Here is a 22,332-nt window from a genome sequence, read left to right as displayed (position 1 = left end):
ACTGGACCCGTGAATAATTCCCTATACGCTTACTCTCATGACGAACACACGAGACGCTGTACGGGAGCTGGCGACGAAGGCGCGCGGCGCGGCACGCGTGCTCAGGAGCGCTTCGACGACCGAGAAGAATGCCGCGCTGGAGGCAATCGCCGTGCTCCTGGAGGAGCGATCGAAAGAGATCACCGAGGCGAACGGGCAGGACATCGCCCGTGGTATCGAGGTCGGTTTGACCGATGCGCTCATCGATCGGCTCACCCTCGACGAATCGCGGATCGCTGGGATCGCCGATGCCGTGCGCCAGCTCATCGCCCTGCCGGACCCTGTCGGCGAGGTGGTTGCAGGCAGGACACTTCCCAATGGGCTCACCGTGCGGAACGTGCGCGTGCCGATGGGCGTAGTCGGAATGATCTACGAGGCCCGTCCGAACGTGACGGTCGATGCGGCCTGTCTCGCGCTCAAGGCGGGAAGCGCCGTCCTGCTGCGCGGCGGCTCCGCCGCCGAGCAGACGAACGTCGTTCTCGTCGCGCTCATGCGGGAGGCGATCGACTCTGTCGGCATTCCGTCCGACGCCATCGCATCCGTGGACGAGTGGGGCCGCGAGGGCGCGACGGAGCTCATGGCCGCGCGGGGCTACATCGATCTCCTCATTCCGCGCGGCGGAGCCGGCCTCATCCAATCGGTCGTCGCGAATTCGACCGTGCCCGTCATCGAGACCGGCGTCGGCAACTGCCATGTCTTCATCAACGCGGATGCCGACAGGGACAGGGCCGTGGCCATCGCCGTCAATGCAAAGACGCACCGCCCCGGTGTCTGCAATGCGGCAGAGACGCTCCTGCTGCATGAGGGTTTCGAACACGGGGGTGCAGTTCTCGCCGCTCTGGCCGACAGGGGAGTGACGCTCCACGTCGATGAGGCGGCTCGATCGCTCGCCGAGCAGGCGGGCGTCAGCCTCGAGCTGATCAAGGATGCGACAGCCGAGGATTGGGACACGGAGTACCTGTCGCTCGATATGGCAGTCGCTGTCGTCTCGTCGGTTGATGAGGCGATCGCCCACATCGATCGCCACTCGTCCGGGCACACGGAGGCAATCGTCACCGACTCCGTCGCAGACGCCAACAGGTTCGTCGCCGCAATCGACTCAGCGGCGGTCATGGTCAATGCCTCGACGCGCTTCACCGATGGGGGCGAGCTCGGACTGGGCGCCGAGATCGGCATTTCAACCCAGAAGCTTCACGCACGCGGGCCCATGGGCCTCGCTGAGCTCACGACGACGACGTGTGTCGTTGAAGGGTCGGGGCATGTCCGCTAGCGGCTTCCCGGTCACCGCGGAGCACGACCTCGCATGGATCGAGGCTCCGCATCCGAACGATCAGCTGCATCGCCGAATCGGTGTGATGGGCGGCACCTTTGACCCGATCCACCACGGCCACCTCGTTGCCGCATCCGAGGTCCAGCATCGCTTCGGGCTCGATGAGGTCATCTTCGTTCCGACCGGCGAGCCGCCGTACAAGCAGGAGCGCGAGGTATCGCCGGCCGAATATCGCTATCTCATGACGGTCATCGCCACAGCGTCGAACGCCCGCTTCTCCGTGTCACGAGTGGACATCGACAGGCCGGGCCTCACGTACACGATCGACACGCTGCGCGACCTTCGGGAGATCTATCCAGACGATGAGTTCTTCTTCATCACCGGCGCGGACGTCCTGCCCCAGATCCTTGATTGGAAGGATGCCTCCGACCTGTGGGAGCTCGCCCATTTTGTGGGTGTGAGCAGGCCGGGCCATACGATCGCGTCGAACGGGCTTCCGGCCGAGCGTGTCACCGTCGTCGAGGTCCCGGCCATGGCAATCTCGTCAACCGACGTTCGCGAGCGGGAGCGGATCGGTGTTCCCATCTGGTATCTCGTTCCGGACGGCGTGGTCCAATACATCCGCAAGTACGGACTCTACTCGCCCAGCCGCATCCCTCGCGTGTCCCAGCCGGGAAGGGCGGCACGTCAGCGGCAGGGACGATAGGATGAGAATCATTCAAGCGAAGGAGAACCGATGAGCGAACGGATGTCGCGGCGCGAGATGCGGAAAGCCGGGCTTCTCAAGGCCAAGCGCGAGGCAGAAGAGCGAGAGCGGGCTGCGCTCGCCAACGAGCCCGACACGGCCGAGGCGTCTGACAACGCACCTGCGGGTCCTGCTCGCGCGACGATTGACCGCCCCGATGATGAGCCGACCTACGAGGAAGCGCAGTCATCGCGGCCCGGCGCCGACCGTGAGGCCGAATTGGGCGAGACTGCCGAGACTGAGGCTCCCGCGCCAGTTGGGGCAGAGAGCCCTGCCTCGGGCCAGCCGGACGACGGCAGCCCGTCACAGGCGAGCCCTGAGCGGACGAGCGTCTTCGACCGATTCTCCACCTCGAACGATACCGAGTCCCGCGCAGTTGTCGGCGTTGAGCAGCCGACCGAGAGCGCCGAAAGGGCAGAGCTCGCCGAACCGGCTGTCCCGCAGGACGGCGAGGCAGGCGACGAGGATTACGCAGGTGCACTCCGGGCCCGGCTCAAGTCGAAGCCGCCCGTCCAGGACGGGCTGGTCGATGATGATGTCGACGAGCCGGAGCCGAGCCGGTGGAAGACCATCCTTCTGTTCCTCATCCTCATCATTGTCGGCTTCGGCGTCGGCATCTTCCTCGGCTCCCTGATCTTCGCGGGTGGCGACTCCGCCTCCGCGCCCCACCTCACCGATTACCTCTACCCTGGAGCGCTGTGACAGCCACCCCCGATTCCGTCGCCCTTGCCCGTACCGCCGCCTCGGCCGCCTTCGAGAAGGTCGCGACATCCGTCGTGGCAATCGATGTGTCCGAGCGGCTCGTCCTCACCGATGTCTTCGTCGTCGCCTCTGGCGAGACAGGCCGGCAGGTGCGCGCCATCGTCGACGCAGTCGACGAAGCGCTGCACAAGGTTGGGGTGAGGAGGCTTCGCAGGGAGGGCTACGAGGGCGAGGCCCACTGGGTCCTCGTCGACTACGGCGACCTCATCGTCCACGTCCAGCAGGACGAGGACCGCGAATACTATGCGCTGGAGAAGCTCTGGGCCGACTGCCCGTCGATTGATGTCGCCGACCTGGAAGGTCAGCGTTGATCTCTCGGATCATTCTGTGGCGGCACGGGCAGACCGATCTCAACAGGCAGAGACGCCTTCAGGGCTCCAGCGACTATCCGCTCAACGACACGGGGATCGCCCAGGCGAAGGCGGCCGCGAAGAAGATCGCCGACCTGGGCCCAACCCATATCGTCTCCTCAGATCTGAGCCGCGCCTACGACACGGCGGCCCGGCTCGCGAGACGGACCGACCTGGAGATTGTTGTCGATCCGCGGGTGCAGGAGCGCAGCTTCGGCTCGTGGGAAGGGCTGACCGCCGACGAGATCGCCGAGGTCGACCGCGAGGGGCTCACCAAGTGGCGTGCCGGCCAGGAGCCCGGTGGTGACGTCGAAACGCGCGAGGCCTGCGGCCGCCGCGTCGTCGAATCGATCGCCGACTGGAGTGGCAGGCTCGCCGATCATGACGACGCGGTGCTCGTCATCGTCTCCCACGGCGGTGCGATCTCGAACGGCATCATGTCGCTGCTCGGGACCAATCCGTCTCTGTCCCAGCCGCTGGCGGGCATGGATAACTGCCACTGGGCGGTCCTCGCCCCGCAGGCCAATCGCACGCCGGCATGGCGGCTCATGGCCTACAACCTCAACTGACCGTCAGCGAACTCTGTTTAGGATCTCCCCCTGTGGCGGTCACCACCCCGACGGATTTGGCAATGAGGGGGTGTCTCGGCTTAGACTTATCAAGCACTCGGGGCTATGGCGCAGTTGGTAGCGCGCTTCCATGGCATGGAAGAGGTCAGGGGTTCGAATCCCCTTAGCTCCACAATTGAAGACGTACTAGAACTCCTGACATCAGTCGATGTCGGCTCTGGTGTGAGGGCGGCGAAGGGCTCAGCGAGTCGGATCGTCGCCCTTTCGTCTTCGCTGATCTCGATGCCGTCGGTGAGAGTTATAGGCCAAAAAGTGTGTCTGGGTTGGGCGTGTCTAGCTGTACTGACCGGACAGGTTGGTTGAGGCAGTGCGATGACACGCGCTGACTTGTGACGTGAAGAGAGGGCCTTCCGCGATTGAGTGGGAGTTGCGAAACCAGCACTCCGAGGAAGGCCCTCCGTATGTCCCACGCTAATGCAGCCCTGACCCCTCGCGCCCGTTTGACCGTCGCCCGGCTCGTCGTCGACCAGCAGGTGCCGATTGCCGAGGTCGCGGCTCGGTTCCAATGCTCCTGGCCGACGGTCAAACGCTGGGCCGACCGCTACAGGTCTGGTGAGTCCATGCAGGACCGTTCCTCTCGCCCGAAGACCTCGCCCCACCAGACCCCGTTGAAGATCAGAAGACGAATCGTGAGCCTGCGGCTGCGGCTACGGGAAGGACCGGTCCAGCTGGCCGTCCGGGTCGGGCTGGCACCCTCGACCGTTCATCAGATCCTGCGCCACTGCCGACTGAACAGACTCGCTCACGTAGACCGCGCCACCGGGGAGCCGGTGCGCCGCTATGAACACCCCCACCCCGGCTCGATGATTCACGTCGATGTGAAAAAGCTCGGCAACATCCCCGACGGCGGCGGCTGGCGCTTCGTCGGTCGCCAACAGGGAGGCCGCAACCGCATAGCAACGCCGGACAAGGCCCGCAACCACCACCACAACCCGAAGATGGGCCACGCCTTCGTCCACACCGTCATCGATGACTACTCTCGCGTCGCCTACGCCGAAGTCCACAATGATGAAACCGCTCTCACTGCCGTCGGGGTGTTGGAGCGGGCCACAGCCTGGTTCAACACCCGAGGCGTCACCGTCGAAAGAGTGCTCTCCGACAACGGTCCGGCCTACCGCTCGATATTATGGCGCGAAACCTGCGCCAGGCTGAAGATCACAGCAAAACGGACCCGCCCGTACCGACCCCAGACCAACGGGAAGATCGAGCGCTTCCACCGCACCCTGGCAGACGGGTGGGGCTACGCCCGCTGCTACACCTCAGAAACCGAGCGACGAGACGCCCTACCAGGATGGCTGCATCACTATAATCATCACCGACCCCACACAGCCTGCGACAGGCTCGCCCCAATCACCCGCTTAACCAACCTCCCCGGACAGTACATCTAGCGTAGTTCTGTCCAGTCCAGGGCGGTGTCGTATTGGCGGGGCTGGTTCTGTTGGTGTGCCGCGTCGGCGCGGATGTGGGCGTGGTGGTCGTGGTAGCGAGCGGCTGTTGTGGCGGGGTCCTCGGGGGCTTCGGTGCGGTAGTACAGGTACCAGTCGGTCAGGGCGCGTTGGTGAGCTGGTGGCATTCCTCGATGTGTGGCGATCAGCGCCTTGAGGGGTGAGTTGATTCCGCCCTCGAGCCGGTTTGTGGTGCGCGGTATTGTGCCGGTCACTGCGTGGAGCTCTGGGTTGAGGTGGGTGAACAGGTCACCGGCCCGTGCCCGTGTGGTCAGCACTGCGAATGCTCGCCGTGATCGCAGGTGGGTGTAGTCCGTTGTGGGGTGGCCGTATCTGTCCCGGCTGATGGTTCTTTCGTTGAGCGTGGGCTTGTGGTGGGCGTGGACGCGGGCGAGTTCTTTCTGCCAGGCGATGGCTTCGTCGCGGGTGGTGACTTGCATGAGGGCTCTGGTCAGAGACAGGGCGTCTTTGGAGGGCCCGAACACGGGCCGGAACGTGGTCTGTCGTTTGACGTTGAGGAAGACGTGGAACAGGCAGCGTTGGATGTGTGTGGTGGGCCAGCTGGCGCGCAGGGCTTTGGCGATGCCGGAGCCGCCGTCAATGACGACGATGCGTGGTGGGGGCAGGGTATCCATCAGTACCTGCCAGGAGTGGGCGTTCTCTTGAGTGGCCCAGTGCCAGGCGACGACATGGGTGGGGCTGGAGGCGATGAGGCAGACCATGTTCCCGATCCATGTCCCGTCGAGAATGAGGACGTCATGGACTTCTCCGGTGAGGATTGGGCGCGGCTGGATCTGCCATAGGTGTGCGATCTTGCGCCGGAACGTGCGCGGTGAGATCCCGACTGTTGCCGGGTCGAAGCTATCGAGGAGCCAGGACACGAACCAGCGCAGCACGTGCCGGTCGGTCAGGGCCGGCTTGGTCAGGGTGGTGGAGCTGCCGCAGCGAGTGCATCGGAACCGTTGGGCACCTGCTGTGGTGTAGCCATTCTTCTTCAGTGAAGCAGAGCAGATATCACACGTACGCCGGTAGGTGGGAGAAGGCATGGATTTAATACTCCAGAAGTATTAAATGTCAGACCTTCTCCCATGCCCTCAACGATAAACCAGGATCAGAGACACACTTTCTGACCTATAGCTCCTTGGGGCGTATAGGACATTTCGTGTTGCTGGGATCCGGGTTTTTCGTTGGGTGGATTCAACCGGTCAGCGCAACACCATCGATAATGTACTCAGAGGTGTGATGTGGCAAAGATCGGTAGACCAGGACTCCCGTCGGATCGACGGCAGCAAGTGTGGGACATGTGGAAGACAGGGGCATCAATCAGCGAGATCGGTCGAACCGTGGGCTCCCCTCCAGGCTCAATCTTCTCGATCCTGTTACCCTATGGCGGGATCTATCAGCCGCCTCAAAGACGTCGCTCCGGCACACTAACTCTTCATGAGCGCGAAGAGATTTCCAGGGGGCTTGCAGCTGGTGAGTCGCTCCGATCGATTGGACGACGACTCGGCCGTTCAGCATCGACCATCAGTCGTGAGATCGCAAAGAATCGAGGGGCGGCAAGGTATCGCGGGGTTGACGCTGACGATCGTGCTTGGCGGCGTGCCAAACGACCAAAGAAATGCAAACTCGCGAAGAACCCCGTGCTTCGCAGGTACGTCGCGGCACGTCTGCGGGAAGACTGGTCACCAGAACAGATTGCCGGGACTCTGAAAAAGCGCTACCCAGCGGGAAGCAGGATGCTGGTGTCACACGAGACGATCTATCAGTCTCTGTATGTTCAATCCCGCGGGGTACTAGCAAAGGAACTGCAGAAGCATCTGCGATCAGGCCGCCCGATCCGGCGCAGTATCCACAACACGGTGACCGGTCAGTGGCGGTCACAGATCAAGGATGCCGTATCGATCTCGGAGCGACCCGCCGAAGCTGAGGATCGTGCGATTCCTGGGCACTGGGAAGGAGACCTTCTCCTCGGCCGGGGCGTTTCTCAGATCGCAACTGTCGTCGAGCGCGCGACGAGGTTCACTGTGCTCGTTCACGTAGATGGGCGCGATATGGCGTCGGTGACTGCGGGCCTTTCACGAGAGATGAATCTCCTGCCCGAGCAGCTGCGCCGCTCACTCACCTGGGATCGTGGAATGGAACTCGCGGACCACAAGACCGTTACGAGCAGCACCGGGCTTGACGTGTATTTCGCAGACCCTCGCAGCCCCTGGCAGCGTGGGACGAACGAGAACACGAACCGTCTGCTCCGTCAGTACTTCCCCAAAGGCGTGAGCATGAAAGATCTCACCCAGGACGACCTCAACAAAGTGGCGGCACGGTTGAACTCACGACCGCGTAAGACACTCAGTTTTGATACCCCAGCCGATAGGCTTGAAGCACTGTTGCGCTGACCGGTTGAATCCACCGCTGCGCGCTTAAGGATCTCATTGGCCCGGCGCAGTTCACGGTTCTCCTGCTCCAGTTGGGCTAAGCGGCGGGCCTCATCGGTGCTCACACCGGGGGCCTGCCCGTCATCGATATCGGCTTGACGCACCCAGGTGCGGACCGACTCTGGTCCGTAGCCGAGCTGATCGGCGACCCTTTTGACCGTGCCGTTCTTCGTGCCCAGCTCGGTGCGTAAGGCGCGCACCATGCGCACCGCTGCCGCCTTTTCCTCTGGTGAATACCGCCGCTGAGAAGGGCGCCCGGAATTGTTCATACGTGACATTCTTCCATCCTTGTTTCCAAGCTCAGGAATCTCCACCAAACCCAGGACGATTCAGTTCTCTCGCTGTGCGCCGGTTGGGGCGCGGCGATCAACCTCAGGGCAAGGCACTCGTGTTGCCCGCGAAGTATGTCCGTGAGGAACTCGAACTCGGCTACGCCTCCACGGTTCACCGTACCCAAGGAGCCAGCGTCGACACCGCGCACGCACTCGTTGACCCCGAAGCATCATCACGGGAGTTGTTCTACGTAGCCATGACCCGAGGCAAGCACCGCAACCACGCCTACGTCATCGTGCCCGACTCGCACGAGGTCGAGCCGCATCTCGACCAGCCCGAGCCGCTGGCCCTGACAGACCGGATCGCCAAGGTACTCGCCCGAACCGATGCCGACCTGTCCGCCACCGAAACCCTGAAGCTCGAGGTAGAGCGTCACGCCTCCTTGTCCACGCTGCTGGCCGAGTACGACGTGCTCGCCCGCGAAGCACAGACCGACCGCTGGGCCGCGCTGCTCGACGTCGCACCGTTCCCCGAGAACGTGGCTGACGACGTGTTCACCAGCCCCTACTACGAACGCCTCGAAGCAGCGCTCGCCCGGCACGAAGACGCCGGACATCTCGCAGCGGTTGCGCTCGCCGCGCTCGCACCGAAGCTCACTCCTGGTGAGGGGCGGGCCGACCCAGCCGGGCAGCTCGCCGACATGCTCGACCAAGCCACCCAGAAACTCCGGCCCGGTAGACGAACCAGGGCACGAGTAGCCGGACTCATCCCGACGCCCGCCGAGCCGATCGCAGACGACATGCAGACCGCACTCACTGAACGGCAAAGACTCATCGAAGCCGCCGCAAGGCGACTCGTAGATGAGGCACAGCGTGTCGGAGCAAGCTGGGCCTCACGACTTGGCAAGCCTCCGACCCAGCCAAGAGCGCGAATTCAGTGGCAGGCGCACGCGGTCACCATAGCGCTGTATCGATACCGCTACGAGGTGACCGGCTCCTCGCCATTGGGACAGGTCCAGAGCGTCCGTACGCGCGAACAAGCGGCCGAACACCGGACAGCGCGGTCCGCCTTCGCTCACCTCCGGCAGCTCAGCACACGCACCGACAGCTTCCAGCGCCCGAGCATCGACCGTGTACGCCGACTCTAGGTGGGGGTCTGTTCTTCCTGCGCGAGGACGTGTGTCTCTCGTACACTGATGATATGTGACCGTGCTCGCGAGGAGGAGTTCCATGTCGATAGAAGCGGACGCCTCCGGACAGGGTGGCTCCCAGCTCTTAGGCCCATCTGGTGTGGATACTTCCAGTGGGGACAGAGCGAGGCGGTGGCTGAAGTGATTGGCACACAATCATCTGGAGACGACGGGTCGCGTGGTGCGCGCTGGGTTCGTGCGGCTCTGCAGGTGAACCCATACGGGTATGTTGGCAACCATTCGCCCTCCAAGACGTTCGCCGATGAGGCGGCCTACAACGCTGCACTGATCGCCGAACTAAAGGCTCAGCAGATCGAGCTAATCGCGATCACGGACCACTGGAACGCGAGTAGTGCGTCTCAGCTCATCGTCGATGTGGAGGCGGCAGGCATCGTCGCGCTTCCTGGCTTCGAGGCGAACACCTCTGAAGGCATCCACTTGCTGGTGATATTCGAACGTGGCACAGCGATTGAGCAGATCACTGCGGCGATCGGCGCTTGTGGGTTGACGCCCGGTGCGGCGAAGGGGACTACGAAGAAGTCTTACGGCGACATTCTGACGGATATGTGCGAGCAAGGCGCTTTAGTTGTTCCGGCGCATGCCAACGTCGCAAATGCCGGGCTCCTGAGTCGAGCCAAGGGCGACACTCTCGCCGAGATGGTTAAGCACCCAGATTTACTCACCATCGGCATCACCCCCTCTGCAGCCCCGCTTGGCGATCAGGTCAAGATCCTCAAGGGCACCAGGCCCTACGATCGGCCGCACTCGCTCGTTGCCATTCATGCGGATGATGTATCCGATCCTGCGACTCTGACCTCTGCTGGTGCGAGCACTTGGTTCAAGATGAGTAGTCCGAGTTTGCTTGGACTTCGCCACGCAGTGAAGACACCAGAGACGCGGGTTAGCACAGTCGATCCGGCATCGACGTCACGCGTCCTGCTCCGCGAGATTTCATGGGATGGCGGCTACCTCGACGGCCAGAAGATTTATCTTGCCGAAGACCTCACGGCGCTCATAGGCGGTCGAGGTACTGGTAAGTCCACTGCTATTGAAAGTCTCCGCTACGTGTTGGAGATTTCACCTATCGGTCAAGCATCAAGTGATGACCATAAAGACATGGTCAAAAACGTGCTTGGCGCTGGAACGGTAGTCTCGCTTGTTGTGGACGTGGTAACTCCCAGTCCCGCACGTTTCACGATCGAGCGCATCACCAACAACCCGGCAGTAGTCCGTGACTCCAGCGGTACGCAAACAAGTCAGCGGCCACGCGATGTTGTCGGAAACCTTGAGATCTTTGGTCAACACGAACTCGCCGAGCTGGCCCAGGACAAAGATCTCATGGCCGAACTGGTCGCGAGAGTGGCAGGAAAGCCAACGTCGTCCGCCGAACGAGACCAGCTTCTGAAAGACCTGGCCGACAACCGGGACGATCTCGCTAAGCACGAGCGGGATCGCGAAGCGTTGGAGAACGAACTCGCAGACATTCCGCGCCTTACCGAGAGCATGGAAGCCTTCGAGAAGACCGACCTTGCTGCGAAGCTCGACCAGAAGACCCGGCTTGATAAGGACGAGGCGGTGCTCACCGAGGCGTCTGAGCGAGTCCAGCAGGTTGAGGACTTCACTAGTGGATGGGGGCTTGAGGCCCTGAGTGAAGAGCTTCGCGCTGAGCTCGCTGATGTCGATGACTCTCCACGTAAAGGTACTTTGCAGCAACTCAAGCCAGTGCTTGATGCGCTCGCCAAAGTGTTGGAGCAGACTGCCGCAACGGCGCGTTCCGCCGTTGACGATGCGAAGAAGAAGATCGAAGCGACCGAGCAGGCTTGGAAAGACGGGACCAAGACTGAGAGCGACGGTGTCGCGGCCGTTCTGCGTGAGTTGGTCGAACAGGGGCACAAGCCTGATGAGTACCTCACTTTGCAGTCAAATCTGATTCGGCTGAAGAAGCGAGCGGAAAAGCGGGCTGTCTTCGATAAGGAAAAAAAGAAGTTCCTGGAGGTGCGAGCCAAGTTGCTCCGTCAGCTCTCCGATATCGACAAGAAGACTGCGTCCGATCTCAAGAAGGCAATTAAAGCGTCAAACGAGGCAACTGCGGGTGCTGTCATAGTGAAGCCGATCGCCTCGCCGGATCGAAGCCAGATCAAAGCGGTGATCTCCAAGCACTTTTCGACCCAACGTAGTCAAGTATTCTCGGCCATCGATAAAGATGACTTCAGTGTCGCGGCATTCGTGGCGGCTGCGCGATCAGGCTTAGACGCCATCTCTGCGCTCGGCATTACTGGGGCTCAAGCGAAAGCCATCGTCGAGTGCGGTGAACCTCTGTTCCGAGAGTTCGAAGAGCAGACCGTGGGATTGGCAGTGGAGGTGCAGCTGAACGTCGCCGTCAAAGGTCAGCCAGCGACCTGGCGTCGCCTTGAAGACCTGTCGAAGGGCCAACGAGCGACTGCCCTCCTGCTGCTCCTGCTCGGAGCGTCGATGAGCCCTCTGATCATCGACCAACCCGAGGACGATCTAGACAACCGATTCGTTTACGACGGAGTTGTCCAGAAGGGTCAAGTCCTTTGGTGTGGTGTAACTTTTCGGGGTTGGGTTAGGCGGTGAGGAAGAGTTCCTGGCCGGGATGGTGATCGGTTTGCCCGGTGGGGGCGTTGAGGGTGTGGATGAGTTTTCGCATGGAGACTTCGGAGAAGTAGCGCCGTTCGGCGTAGAGCCATTCTTCGTGCTGTTCTTGAAGGACAGCTCCGACGAGGCGGGTGACACTGGCAGGGTCGGGGAAGATCTGGACCACGTCAACACGACGCTTGATCTCCCGATTCAACCGCTCGATCGGATTATTGGACCAGATCTTCTTCCAATGCTCTTGAGGCATGTCAGCAAAAGCTGTCAGCTCTGCTTCGGCCTGTTCGAGCATGGCTGCTACCTCGGGAAACGAGCCAGATAGACCGTCAATGACGGTGCGGTATTGAGCTCTGACAGCCTGCGCGGTGGTCTGAGCAAAGATCGTTGAGACCAGGGCGTTGACAGGCTTAGATCGGGCTGAGCCGACTCGTTGGGTGATGTTACGGGCGAAGTGGACCCGGCACCGCTGCCAAGCCGCTCCAGGCAGGATCGCTTTGACTGCGGCTTTCAACCCCGCATGAGCATCCGAGGTCACTACCGCCACCCCGAGCGGATCAGCGCTTGTGGCGACTTTCAGGCCGCGCTCTCGCAGGGAGCGGAGGAACTCAGTCCAAAAATCGGTGGTCTCAGAATCACCCAGTGCCATCCCCAGGATCTCGCGCTTACCCTCACCGCTGACGCCGGTGGCTACGACAAGTGCTTGAGAGACGACTCGGTTACGTACACGCACGTCGAGATAGGTCGCATCCAGGAACAGGTAGGGGAACCAGGTGTGATCCAAGGGCCGGCCCAGGAACTGGCTCACGCCCTCGTCAATGTCAGCACAGATACGCGAGACGGTTGATTTTGAGATACCGGTGTCGTTGCCCAGGGCTTTGATCAGGTGATCAACCTTGCGGGTGGAGACACCATCGATCCATGCCTGGCAGATCACTGCATAAAGCGCTTTATCTACCCGACGGCGCGGGGACAGCAGCGCCGGGAAGAAAGAGCCCTGACGCAGCTTAGGGATCTGTAGATCAACCTCCCCCGCCGGGGTGGCAAGAGTCTTGGGCCGGGTGCCGTTACGGTGAGTGACCCGGTCAGGGGTGCGTTCGTGAGGGCCAGCGCCGATCTTGACGGTGGCTTCAGCATCGATGAGATCTTGAAGGCCGGCCTGGAGCAGGCGGCGGAAGACATCGTTGTGAGCAAGATCAGGGTCGGTGAGGACTTCAGAAATCAGGGTCGTCAGGGCAGACTGGTGGTGAGTCATCGTGGGATGTCGCTTTCTTGTATCTTGGTCGAACATTTGAGTCTCCCACGATGACTCCCAACAATCTTCACCATCACCGTTGCTGGCAACCCCGCAGGAATTTACACCACACTAAGGGACTCACCCTCCAGAAGTTGCGATCGTTGAAAGGAAGCCGGCAGCTGATTGTCAGTACGCACAATGCTAATGTTCCTGTTCTTGGGGACGCCGATTTGGTTGTAACGCTCGAAGCCGATGGACAGCACGGGCGAACAGTGGCCGATGGCGTCGGATCGCTCGATGACCCGACGGTGTCGGCGGCAGTTGAAAAGTGAGCAGTTTCGGCATTTGAAAAGTGAGCACTTCGATTAACGATGTGGAGTGTGATTTCAATGCACGATTGGGAAAAGATCCGGGTGCTTGCCCGCGAGGGTGTACCGAAGGCTCGTATTGCTGCTGAGCTGGGTATCTCACGCAATACGGTGGATCGGGCGGTGAAGTCTGATCAGCCGCCGCGTTATGTCCGCACGAGGACACCGACGAAGTTTGGGGAGTATGAGGCCCGGATACGGTGGCTGCTGGAGGAGTGTCCGACGATGCCGGCCTCGGTGATCGGCGAGCGGGTGGGCTGGCCTTACTCGGAGAGGGCCTTGCGGCAGAATGTGGCACGGATCCGTCCTGAGTATGCGCCACGACGTCTCGATCCTGCGGACCGGTTGGAGTGGGAGATCGGGGATGTGGCTCAGTGTGACCTGTGGTTCCCCAATGTTGATATCCCGATCGGGAACGGCAAGACGGCACGCTTCCCTGTGCTGACGATGATCCTGGCCTGGTCAAAGTATCCCGTTGCCTTGATGATCCCGAGCCGGCAACGCCCGGACCTGCTGTTGGGCATGTGGGACGGGATCAGCACCTTTGGCAGGGTTCCTCGACGCCTATTGTGGGACAACGAGGCCGGAATCGGACGATACGGCAAGCTCGGGCAGGAAGTCGCGGAGTTCTGTGGAACCCTCGGAGTGAAGCTCGTCCAAGCCAAACCCTATGACCCGGAGACCAAGGGCGTGGTCGAACGGTTCAACTCCTACCTGGAAACCTCGTTCCTGCCCGGGCGGACGTTCGCCAGTCCCAAGGATTTCAATGCTCAACTCGCCGGCTGGCTCGAGGTGATCCGAGGGAAGAAACCACGAGGGAAAGACCAAACTCGGGGCCAGGGCCTGACCGTCGAGCTCGAGCATATGGGTGCGTTGCCGCCGGTTGATCCCGCAGCGAGGTGGACTGTGCAGACGCGGTTGGGACGTGACTACTACATCGAGATCGGCGCGAACGCCTACAGTGTTGACCCCAGGTGGATCGGGCACCGCATCGACGTCACCATGGACCTGTCGACGGTCCAAGTCAGTACGGGCGGGAAGGTCATCACGACTCATGAGCGTCTTTGGGGCAGCGGCGGTCAGGTGACCGACCCTGACCACGTGGAGACCGCTCGGAAGCTGCGTGCGACCTTTCAGCAGCGCCAGGGCCTGCCCGGCTACGGAGTGACGGTCCAGGGCGGGGACCTGGCAGTATATGACCAGATCTTTGACATCGAGGTGGCCTAAATGGAGGCGATCAAAGACGTCACGTACTACACGAGTGCGTTGAAAGCACCACGTATTCAAGCTTCTTTCGCTCGCCTGGCTGACACTGGGCGGGCACAGGGCTGGACGTTCGAGGAGTACTTAGCCGCGGTTTTGGAAGCCGAGGTCACCGCCCGGGAAGCATCTGGGGCCGAGATACGACGGAAACGAGCACACTTCCCGTCCATGAAGACGATTGAGGACTTCACCTTCGATCACCAGCCCCACCTGCGCTCAGACGTTCAAGCAGCATCACGCTCGACCTGGATCCACAACGCGGAGAACATGATCCTTCTCGGCCCACCAGGCACCGGGAAGACTCACATATCGATCGGGCTCGGCATTGCCGCGACCAGGGCCGGAATCCCGGTCCTGTTCGACACCGCAGCCGGCTGGATCCAGTCGCTCACTGCCGCTCACAACAAGGGAGACCTGACGAAAGAGCTGCGGCGTATTCGCCGCTACAAGCTCATCATCATCGACGAGCTCGGCTACCTCCCCATCGAGCCAGAAGCCGCGAACCTGTTCTTCCAGCTCATCTCGGACCGATACGAGCAATCATCCATCCTGATCACCTCAAACCTCGCTTTCGGGTCCTGGTCCACGATCTTCCACGACGAGACGATTGCGACAGCCATCATCGACCGGCTCGTCCACCACGCCCAAGTCCTGACCACGAAAGGAACCTCCTACCGGATCAGACACCGACAAGAACAAGGAACTGTAAACTAAAACCGCTCAGTTTTCGATCGCCGGAAATGCACCAAATTCAACTGCCGCCGACAGACGGTCCGAAAGTACGCGGAAGACCTGCTCGAAGGAGGACGTGCGGCGTTCGATGCACGAAAACGCCTCTACGACTTCTGATAGCACATGCCAACTTCATCGCTGCCCGCTGCGAAGACAGCATCATGACGGACCAGCCCGAGCCTCCACGGCATCAAGAGATTAAATACTGGGCTTTAGCCAATAGTCGAAGTCACTCAGGAAGCGTTCGATGTGAATCGCTCTGGGTTTGATGGAGATTCCTGAGCTTGGAAACAAGGATGGAATAATGTCAGTTATGAACAATCCCGGACGCGCCTCGCAGCGGCGGTATTCACCAGAGGAAAAGGCGGCAGCGGTGCGCATGGTGCGCGCCTTACGTAAAGAGCTGGGCACGAAGAACGGCACGGTCAAAAGAGTTGCCGATCAGCTCGGATACGGCCCAGAATCGGTACGCACCTGGGTGCGTCAGGCCGATATCGACGATGGCCACCTCCCTGGTGTGAGCACTGATGAGGCCCGCCGTCTGCTCGAGCTTGAGCAGGAGAACCGCGAGCTGCGCCGGGCCAACGAGATCCTCAAACGCGCAGCGTCTTTCTTCGGGGCGGAACTCGACCGCCAACACAAGAAATAGTGGCCTTCATCGACTTAAATAGGGACGATATTGTGGCCGGGCGCCGTCTTGGAGTCGAGTCCATCTGCAGGGTATTGCAGGTGGCTCCAAGCACGTACTACGCCGCGAAGAAACGTGGCCCCTCTGCTCGTGCGATCCGGGACGCGGAGCTGATTCCCCAGCTGTTTGAGCTGTGGGAAGCGAACTACAGCGTCTATGGAGTGCGGAAGCTGTGGAAGGCTGCACGCCGTGCGGGAATCGATATCGGCCGCGATCAGACCGCCCGTCTTATGCGAGCAGCAGGGATCGAAGGGGCACGACGGACCAAGAAAGTCCGAACCACTCACCGTGATGCGACTGTCCCTCGGCATCCTGACTTGGTCGACCGTGATTTCACCGCCACAGGCCCGAATCAGCTGTGGGTCACCGATCTGACATTCGTTGCCACCTGGGCCGGGATCGCGTATGTGTGCTTCATCATCGACGTCTACTCCCGCATGATCGTCGGCTGGCGAGTCGCCTCGCATATGCGCACACCCATGGTCCTCGATGCGATCGAGATGGCCCGCTGGTCGCGCGGGACTCACCTGCCCGGGCTTCGGTGTCACAGCGATGCAGGCAGTCAATTTACGTCCATTCGCTACGGCGAGAGACTAGCGGAGATCGGCGCTGTTCCCTCGATCGGTACTGTTGGCGATAGCTACGACAACGCTCTGGCTGAGACGGTTAACGGATACTACAAGACCGAGCTCGTGCGCGGGCCGGCACATCCGGGTCCGTGGAAGACGATCGAGGATCTAGAACTGGCCACCCTGGGCTGGGTCCACTGGCACAACACTGAACGCCTTCACGGCTACCTCGGAGACGTACCACCGATCGAGTTCGAGAACACCCACTACACTGCTACCAGCACCCCCAACGTGCTGATCGGAATCAAATAAAAAGAGCCTCCATCAAACCCAGAGCGATTCAATGTCCGAGACTGAGTAGAGCGAGACGCGTAGGTCACCAACACCGTGGTGGCCTTTGCCCCGGAGGTCCTTCGCGTTGGGGATTGAACCGAATCTATCCGGGTCTACCGGCAATACCACGTCGAGACGGGAGGGGCTGCGAATGATGCTTGCGAAGATCTGCGACCTCTCGCCCACGGGCGTGCTCGTGGTGCCCTCTCTGCGATAGCCGATGAACATTTTTCTTGTCACGTAGTGCAGACCCGGATTTCGAATACGAAGTTCACGATCCAGACGAACAACGAGCGCTCTGGTCGTGTCATCCATCCCGTCTACAAGCGGCGCGATCGCGCCATCCTCAATATGCAACGCCTTCGCAAGTATGTCGTCGGTTGTGACGCCCGCGAATGCGGCCGCATCTCGTAGGAACTCAGTGATGTCAGTCACGGCTCAACGGGGTGGTTTGAACGCCGCGATTATTGACCGTGAGCGCTCGCTATCCAGGAGCATCTCGATCGACGCCGTGCGGCTCGCTTCGGCACGTAGGCGACGCATGGCGTCCTCAGCTTCGTTTGCTCGCTTCACTGCGTCGTCGATTCGACTCCGCACCTCCTCGCCTGGTACAGGCAGCCGTAGCTTCTTTAGCTCGTCCCAACGAACTCGGGTCCGCCCGATTCCGGTTGCAAGTAGGAGCATCTCGGCGCGGGCTTCGGACGATCGCACAAGCGCCCAGATGACGCTGGCACTAAGGTCGCTGCTTGGTCTGCAGACCGTGTACTCGTTGGTGACAACCAGGCCGTCATACTCTTCTGGCACCACGGCTACCGCACCGTGGATCGCGTTGATGTGACTGAACACGAAGTCACCAGTTCGGACGCGAGTCAGGGTCTGTTTTGCGATCTCAACGGTGGCCACTTCATCACCGGCCTCACAGAAGCCGTCGTAGCGCACTCTGAGGTAGGTAACGAGGTCATCCGTGGTTGACGTGTCAATCACACGATCGACATGGTTCTCCTCGTTTACGGCTAGTTCGAGAAGTTCTCCGAGTGGCTGAATTGTGAAGCCGGCCGCTTCCCAATCCGGCACTCTCGCCTCCGCCTCCGGCAAACAGGCCTTTACATCGAAACGGTCGGTGATTGACGCGGCACTTACCGTCCAGGGAACGGCCTCAGGTTGGCCTGCCTGGAACGCTCGGTACAGCGCGCTGACCTGCTCGATCTCCTTGCGAGCCCGCTCGCGATTCTCGGCATCTACTGGAAGTATCCGCTGACGGGATGGGTCGTCAACTCCGACCCATGAACAGTAGTACATGAACACGTTGGGCTGGATCTCGTCCTCGGAGGACTTCTTCTCTAGCACGATGAGCGAGGTCTTGACTCGCGCCTGGGACCGCTGAAACGCATCGCCAGGCAGCGACACGACCGCGCGGATGATCCAGTTCTTCCGAATCCACTCACGTACCTTCTTGTGTCTCGGAGCACCGAGAATGCTATCGTCTACGACCGTCACGAGCCGACCACGAGGGCCAAGTAGATCGAAGTAGCGTTCGAGGAACATGATCATCGAGCTGAGGGACTTGAGCGGCCGTTTTGCGCCTCCGCTCGTGTCATACGACAACATGTAGTCATCTAGGAGTTTCGCATCGCCCTCCTCGTCGCGGGTGTACTCCTTCGCGAATGGAGGGTTTGTGAGGGCGACGTCGGCCAACCCGAGAGGCTCGGAGCCTCCAGAAGCGGTTGAGGCCTCCTTCAGGCGCTTTCGAAACTCTGCCTTCTCCTGAACGATTTCCGGTTCATCAGTCGGATGGGGCGAGACCTTCTTGTCCAAGGAATCCAGCTGATAAACACTTGTGCCGCCATCTCCATGCAGATACATGTTGATGCGGGCAATGCGCGCGAGCGCAGGGTCGCGTGCCACATCAACGCCGATCAGTGATCGCTCGGCCACCTGCATCCTAAGCTCTTCGCGGCGCTTGTTCGATAGTGAAGCATTCGCGTCAAGCTTCGACCACATGTCAGCGAGAGCTTCGATGAGGAAGCCCCCGGTTCCCGAGCACGCGTCGATCACCCGGTCGATATGCTTATCATCTGCGCGCAACTGCGCCAGTCCTGTCGCGAGTTTCACAACGCTACGAGGAGTGAAATACTGCCCGAGGGCCTTCCCTCGGAGTGTCGAGTTGAGGAACGTCTCGAACATGCGGCCGTTGAGATCAGCGTCAATGCTGATGAGGTCAACGTGTTCCAGTCGACCGACAAGGACGCGAAGCGTGTCAGGGGAGAGAAGTAGTCGCTCGCCCTTTGGGAATATGCGCTTCTTGCGCCCATTCGTGATTGCGATCTCGAAGTCGCTCAGCAGTTTCTGGAAAAGAATCGAGTCGAGTGGGCTCGGCGTGTCGGCCTCGCGGGATTTGATCCACGCGGACGAGAACTTAACGGCCTCAGCGGGGACCACTATGGACTTGTCGTCAAGTTCTCGCAAATTCGGATCGGCGTGCGCTTCTCGATCAGAGTGAAGCTTGAGGAAGATGACCTTAACGAACTCCATGAAGGCCGCGTTGTAACTCAGATTATCCCGCTTGTAGATTAGCCGGTGAGCCCAAGCAAAGTCGGAGTTCAGATCAGAGACCGAGCGTCGTCGAAGAATGTGCTCACCTTCGGCTACCGGATCTGACGCCGGTGCGGCCTTGAATGATTCGGGTGCGAGCAGGGTGCGGATGCTCGAGTATGCCTGATTCCCGTCTACGAAGTCGCCGAATGACGCCTCGGTGATTGGAGTTGAATCGTCCCATCGGTACACGCGCGTAGTGACACCGTTCGTGAGCATGAAAAACTCGACCGGATTGTCCGGTTGGGTGCTGTTGAGTGCGAGGCAGTAGCTCTGCGACTGGCCAACCCAGTCATCGAGATTCTCCTCCACGCCCTTCGCTTCGCAGATCCAGCGGACCTTGCTGCCGACGATTACCGCGTAGTCGGGTCGCCACTTCTCACTCTTGCGACCTCTGGAGATCTTGAGTTCATCAATACTTGCCTTCGGCTTGATCTGACTGTCCTTGTAACCAAGGTCTTTCAGCAAGCGGGAGACGAAAAACTGCTCGACACTGGACTCGTTGCCGAGATCCGCGAGCTGCCCAAACTTGCTGCCTGTCACGTTGCCCTCACGCTCGTAGCCTCGATGAACCCATGGCTTGATGATAGCATCAACCTGCGTCCGGTGGGGTACATGTCCACGAGGCGTTGCGGGCGCGTTCCGGAGCCGGCTACGACATCAAGTCCTTGGTGTGCGTCCATACGGTCATCCGGTGCACGTCGAACCGCCGCGAGATTGACACCACGCTCTCGCCGTTCATCCGGGCAGTTCGGATAGAGTCCACTTCACTCTCCGTCAACGGTGTTCTAGCTCGTCCCCTTGGCTTCGTGACCACGCCGGATTCTGCCTCGAAGTCGCCCGTTGGCTCATCGCTGATACCCAGTCTCGCCTGATTCCACGCGGAACTCAGCCGCTCGAACCGCTGCCAGGTGTTCGGTTTGAGTCCACCCGCGTCCACCACAGATCCAGTGGATCGCACAGAGAGTCCGGCTGATAGCCGGGCTCTCTGCTTTGTGGCAGCTGAGCGAGCGGGGCTCGCGTGACTGACGAGTGGGTGGAGCCGTGATTCTCAGGATCGCACAGCCGGACGATATTGCCGCTGTACAGGGCGCGTACCAGCAGATCAAGTCCCACCTCGCGCAGACGGTCGATTATCGGCACTGGCACACTGAGGGCCATCCCACGCCGGAGATGATCACCGACTGGATCGAGGAGGGGAACCTCTACATCGCAGAGTCTGGGACCGACGTTGCCGGCGTCATGGTGCTCGACCACGAAACGGGCGAGGGTTACGATACGGCCGCATGGTCCGTCGAAGCGGGGGAGGGGCAGGCCCTCATCGTCCACGCCCTCGGAGTGACTCCGCTGTTCCAGGGGCGGGGCGTGGCGGGATTCCTCATCGACTCTGCTGTGCGTATTGCCCAGGAAAGGGGCTGCGTGGCGGTGCGGCTCGACGTACTCGTCGACAATATTCCCGCCCGGTCCCTCTATGCTCGCCATGGGTTCAGGGACCTTGGACTGCACACAATCGACTACCCCACCACGGACCTCAACCAGTTCCACCTTTTCGAGCGCGTTCTCTGAGGCCTCGGCTGTACGCAGCCATCCGACGCCGGTGCCGCAGACCGGACCTGCCCCTGGCGCGCCATCGGGCGACATTTCCCGGAGCATGTGGAAATCTATCGTGGAGCACCCGAAGGAGAATGGGATGAACTGGGGCGAGATCGTCACGCCGACTATGGGATATGCCGAGCTTTTTCTCCGGGGGACGGCAGCTTATCTGGGGTTGACATTCCTCCTGCGGATCGTCGGGCGCAGGGAAGCGGGAGGTCTTGGGCTTGGTGACCTTCTCGTCATACTCCTTGTTGTCGATGCGGCTGGCCCTGGGCTGCTCGGCGAGGCATCGACCATCGGCGACAGCGCCATCCTCGTCGTGACGGTGATTCTCTGGAGCGTCGTCATTGACGCGGTGTCCTTCAGGTGGCCACGGCTTGGACTCCTGTTCAAGCCCCGCCCGCGGCCCATCATCGAAGACGGCCGGCTCAACTGGAGTGCGATGCGGAGAGAGCTCATGTCAGCCTCGGAAGTCGAATCTCAGCTGCGACTCCACGGTGTCCGCGACATGTCCCGGGTCGAGCGGGCCTTCATCGAGCCGAACGGCATGGTCAGCATTGTCATGAGCGAGGAGCCGGTCAACCCGGAGGCACAGAAGCACCCCGACATCTGATCGGCAGGTGCGCGAGAGTGACGGTCGCGGCCCTGCATGCCTCGGCCCACCCACGCGGCCCTTCAGTACATGGGGCCAATCCCAGACTGGTGTCATACCCTGGAGGCGGCAGCGGCGCCGGCTCTCCGATGCGTGGCCCGACTGCCGACCGAGAGGAGACATCATGACCTACACTCATTCCATCTCTGTGGATCTGGACTTTTCGGAAGCCGTGGACCAGACCCGCCAGGCACTCACGGACCAGGGCTTCGGTGTTATCACTGAGGTCGATATGCGGGCGACGTTCACCGCGAAACTCGGACCCGAGGCCGCCGACGCGGTCGGCGACTACCTCATTCTGGGAGCCTGCAACCCGACCTTGGCGAGCAGGGCACTGGTGGGCGACCCCCACATCGGCGCACTGCTGCCCTGCAATGTCGTCATCAGGCGCTCAGACGGTGACGAGCAGACGACGATCGAGACGATCGACCCGGCAACAATGGTCGAGCTCAGCGAGAGTCCCCTCGTCCGCGAGGTGGCCGATGACGCCGATCGCAGGCTGAAGGCGGCACTTGCGTCCATGGGCGGCTCCGCCGGCTGACACTGATCGGC

General features: G+C 61.1%; 20 protein-coding genes, 1 tRNA gene, 1 pseudogene and 1 other annotated feature. Of the genes and pseudogenes, 17 read left to right on the top strand and 5 right to left on the bottom strand.

What is annotated here, in order from left to right; translation table 11 throughout:
• Positions 1–37 precede the first annotated feature (37 nt).
• The 7 genes from EJO69_RS03980 (at position 38) to EJO69_RS03950 (ending at position 5,183) form a co-directional block, all read left to right on the top strand.
• The gene (locus EJO69_RS03980) at positions 38–1,309 is read left to right on the top strand and encodes a glutamate-5-semialdehyde dehydrogenase (RefSeq protein WP_126039497.1); all 1,272 of its coding nucleotides are present in this window, start codon (positions 38–40) and stop codon (positions 1,307–1,309) included.
• Positions 1,299–2,015 carry a nicotinate-nucleotide adenylyltransferase gene (nadD, locus tag EJO69_RS03975; RefSeq protein WP_126039495.1) on the top strand — a complete coding sequence of 239 codons (717 nt, stop codon included), beginning with the start codon at positions 1,299–1,301 and terminating at the stop codon, positions 2,013–2,015. The genes EJO69_RS03980 and nadD overlap by 11 nt, the downstream gene beginning before the upstream one ends.
• Positions 2,016–2,045: 30 nt before the next feature.
• A complete protein-coding gene (locus EJO69_RS03970; RefSeq protein WP_126039493.1) occupies positions 2,046–2,756 on the top strand; it encodes a hypothetical protein in 711 nt (236 codons plus the stop codon).
• Positions 2,753–3,127: a ribosome silencing factor gene (rsfS, locus tag EJO69_RS03965; RefSeq protein WP_126039490.1), complete on the top strand. Its 375-nt coding sequence runs from the start codon at positions 2,753–2,755 to the stop codon at positions 3,125–3,127. The genes EJO69_RS03970 and rsfS overlap by 4 nt, the downstream gene beginning before the upstream one ends.
• Positions 3,124–3,735: a histidine phosphatase family protein gene (locus EJO69_RS03960; RefSeq protein WP_126039487.1), complete on the top strand. Its 612-nt coding sequence runs from the start codon at positions 3,124–3,126 to the stop codon at positions 3,733–3,735. Before rsfS ends, EJO69_RS03960 begins: the two co-directional genes overlap by 4 nt.
• A 99-nt stretch (positions 3,736–3,834) precedes the next feature.
• A tRNA-Ala gene (locus EJO69_RS03955) sits at positions 3,835–3,907 on the top strand.
• A gap of 289 nt (positions 3,908–4,196) precedes the next feature.
• The gene (locus tag EJO69_RS03950) at positions 4,197–5,183 is read left to right on the top strand and encodes an IS481 family transposase (protein ID WP_126039484.1); all 987 of its coding nucleotides are present in this window, start codon (positions 4,197–4,199) and stop codon (positions 5,181–5,183) included.
• On the opposite strand, the gene EJO69_RS03945 is transcribed toward EJO69_RS03950, so the two are convergent.
• The gene (locus EJO69_RS03945) at positions 5,180–6,286 is read right to left on the bottom strand and encodes an IS1249 family transposase (protein ID WP_126039482.1); all 1,107 of its coding nucleotides are present in this window, start codon (positions 6,284–6,286) and stop codon (positions 5,180–5,182) included. The two genes, EJO69_RS03950 and EJO69_RS03945, sit on opposite strands and share 4 nt — an antisense overlap.
• 255 nt (positions 6,287–6,541) lie before the next feature.
• On the opposite strand from EJO69_RS03945, the gene EJO69_RS03940 reads away from it, so the two are divergent.
• Entirely contained in the window at positions 6,542–7,636 is a 1,095-nt protein-coding gene (locus EJO69_RS03940) for an IS30 family transposase (RefSeq protein WP_126039480.1), read from the top strand.
• A 14-nt stretch (positions 7,637–7,650) separates the two neighbouring features.
• Here EJO69_RS03940 and EJO69_RS03935 read toward each other — a convergent pair.
• Positions 7,651–7,953 (bottom strand): annotated as a pseudogene (locus EJO69_RS03935) (transposase); the annotation flags it as partial.
• A gap of 251 nt (positions 7,954–8,204) precedes the next feature.
• Here EJO69_RS03935 and EJO69_RS03930 point away from each other — a divergent pair.
• Positions 8,205–9,095: a hypothetical protein gene (locus EJO69_RS03930; protein ID WP_211331489.1), complete on the top strand. Its 891-nt coding sequence runs from the start codon at positions 8,205–8,207 to the stop codon at positions 9,093–9,095.
• A 174-nt stretch (positions 9,096–9,269) separates the two neighbouring features.
• Positions 9,270–11,735, top strand: coding sequence for a hypothetical protein (locus EJO69_RS03925; RefSeq protein WP_211331488.1), 2,466 nt, complete (start codon positions 9,270–9,272; stop codon positions 11,733–11,735).
• On the opposite strand, the gene EJO69_RS03920 is transcribed toward EJO69_RS03925, so the two are convergent.
• Positions 11,725–13,005, bottom strand: a complete 1,281-nt coding sequence (locus tag EJO69_RS03920) for an IS256 family transposase (RefSeq protein WP_126042320.1) — start codon at positions 13,003–13,005, stop codon at positions 11,725–11,727. The genes EJO69_RS03925 and EJO69_RS03920 overlap by 11 nt on opposite strands.
• A gap of 50 nt (positions 13,006–13,055) precedes the next feature.
• On the opposite strand from EJO69_RS03920, the gene EJO69_RS12285 reads away from it, so the two are divergent.
• The 4 genes from EJO69_RS12285 (at position 13,056) to EJO69_RS03905 (ending at position 16,919) form a co-directional block, all read left to right on the top strand.
• Entirely contained in the window at positions 13,056–13,319 is a 264-nt protein-coding gene (locus EJO69_RS12285; protein ID WP_164519863.1) for a hypothetical protein, read from the top strand.
• A 57-nt stretch (positions 13,320–13,376) separates the two neighbouring features.
• The gene (gene istA / locus EJO69_RS03915) at positions 13,377–14,582 is read left to right on the top strand and encodes an IS21 family transposase (protein ID WP_126038218.1); all 1,206 of its coding nucleotides are present in this window, start codon (positions 13,377–13,379) and stop codon (positions 14,580–14,582) included.
• Positions 14,583–15,332 (top strand): IS21-like element helper ATPase IstB, encoded by a 750-nt coding sequence (gene istB, locus EJO69_RS03910; RefSeq protein WP_126038216.1) that lies wholly within the window; start codon positions 14,583–14,585, stop codon positions 15,330–15,332.
• A gap of 322 nt (positions 15,333–15,654) precedes the next feature.
• Positions 15,655–16,919 (top strand): IS3 family transposase gene (locus EJO69_RS03905; protein WP_126042319.1). Its coding sequence is split into 2 segments (ribosomal slippage): positions 15,655–15,958 and positions 15,958–16,919, totalling 1,266 coding nucleotides; the frame shifts between segments, so codons are not numbered across the junction.
• Positions 15,954–16,088, top strand: a sequence feature (AL1L pseudoknot). Its footprint overlaps the gene before it by 135 nt.
• Positions 16,920–16,931: 12 nt before the next feature.
• Here EJO69_RS03905 and EJO69_RS03900 read toward each other — a convergent pair.
• Complete coding sequence (locus tag EJO69_RS03900; RefSeq protein WP_126039477.1) at positions 16,932–17,375, bottom strand: hypothetical protein; 444 nt, start codon at positions 17,373–17,375, stop codon at positions 16,932–16,934.
• 3 nt (positions 17,376–17,378) lie between these two features.
• Positions 17,379–20,075, bottom strand: a complete 2,697-nt coding sequence (locus EJO69_RS03895; protein WP_126039474.1) for an N-6 DNA methylase — start codon at positions 20,073–20,075, stop codon at positions 17,379–17,381.
• Between the two features lie 501 nt (positions 20,076–20,576).
• On the opposite strand from EJO69_RS03895, the gene EJO69_RS03890 reads away from it, so the two are divergent.
• The 3 genes from EJO69_RS03890 (at position 20,577) to EJO69_RS03880 (ending at position 22,321) form a co-directional block, all read left to right on the top strand.
• A complete protein-coding gene (locus tag EJO69_RS03890; protein WP_126039471.1) occupies positions 20,577–21,098 on the top strand; it encodes a GNAT family N-acetyltransferase in 522 nt (173 codons plus the stop codon).
• A gap of 124 nt (positions 21,099–21,222) precedes the next feature.
• Positions 21,223–21,741 (top strand): DUF421 domain-containing protein, encoded by a 519-nt coding sequence (locus EJO69_RS03885; protein ID WP_126039468.1) that lies wholly within the window; start codon positions 21,223–21,225, stop codon positions 21,739–21,741.
• A gap of 163 nt (positions 21,742–21,904) precedes the next feature.
• Positions 21,905–22,321 carry a DUF302 domain-containing protein gene (locus EJO69_RS03880; protein ID WP_126039466.1) on the top strand — a complete coding sequence of 139 codons (417 nt, stop codon included), beginning with the start codon at positions 21,905–21,907 and terminating at the stop codon, positions 22,319–22,321.
• The last annotated feature ends 11 nt before the right edge of the window (positions 22,322–22,332 follow it).

Source organism: Flaviflexus salsibiostraticola (assembly GCF_003952265.1).
GTDB lineage: Bacteria > Actinomycetota > Actinomycetes > Actinomycetales > Actinomycetaceae > Flaviflexus > Flaviflexus salsibiostraticola.
This window is presented reverse-complemented; position numbering and strand designations above follow the sequence as displayed.

Bases quoted from the DNA above. Each gene is read 5' to 3' on its own strand.
- EJO69_RS03950 (WP_126039484.1), top strand. From the start codon at position 4,197: ATGTCCCACGCTAATGCAGCCCTGACCCCTCGCGCCCGTTTGACCGTC.
- istA (WP_126038218.1), top strand. From the start codon at position 13,377: ATGCACGATTGGGAAAAGATCCGGGTGCTTGCCCGCGAGGGTGTACCG.
- EJO69_RS03930 (WP_211331489.1), top strand. From the start codon at position 8,205: ATGACCCGAGGCAAGCACCGCAACCACGCCTACGTCATCGTGCCCGAC.
- EJO69_RS12285 (WP_164519863.1), top strand. From the start codon at position 13,056: ATGACTCCCAACAATCTTCACCATCACCGTTGCTGGCAACCCCGCAGG.
- istB (WP_126038216.1), top strand. From the start codon at position 14,583: ATGGAGGCGATCAAAGACGTCACGTACTACACGAGTGCGTTGAAAGCA.
- EJO69_RS03980 (WP_126039497.1), top strand. From the start codon at position 38: ATGACGAACACACGAGACGCTGTACGGGAGCTGGCGACGAAGGCGCGC.
- EJO69_RS03885 (WP_126039468.1), top strand. From the start codon at position 21,223: ATGAACTGGGGCGAGATCGTCACGCCGACTATGGGATATGCCGAGCTT.
- EJO69_RS03945 (WP_126039482.1), bottom strand. From the start codon at position 6,286: ATGCCTTCTCCCACCTACCGGCGTACGTGTGATATCTGCTCTGCTTCA.
- EJO69_RS03940 (WP_126039480.1), top strand. From the start codon at position 6,542: ATGTGGAAGACAGGGGCATCAATCAGCGAGATCGGTCGAACCGTGGGC.
- EJO69_RS03920 (WP_126042320.1), bottom strand. From the start codon at position 13,005: ATGACTCACCACCAGTCTGCCCTGACGACCCTGATTTCTGAAGTCCTC.
- EJO69_RS03880 (WP_126039466.1), top strand. From the start codon at position 21,905: ATGACCTACACTCATTCCATCTCTGTGGATCTGGACTTTTCGGAAGCC.
- nadD (WP_126039495.1), top strand. From the start codon at position 1,299: ATGTCCGCTAGCGGCTTCCCGGTCACCGCGGAGCACGACCTCGCATGG.
- EJO69_RS03970 (WP_126039493.1), top strand. From the start codon at position 2,046: ATGAGCGAACGGATGTCGCGGCGCGAGATGCGGAAAGCCGGGCTTCTC.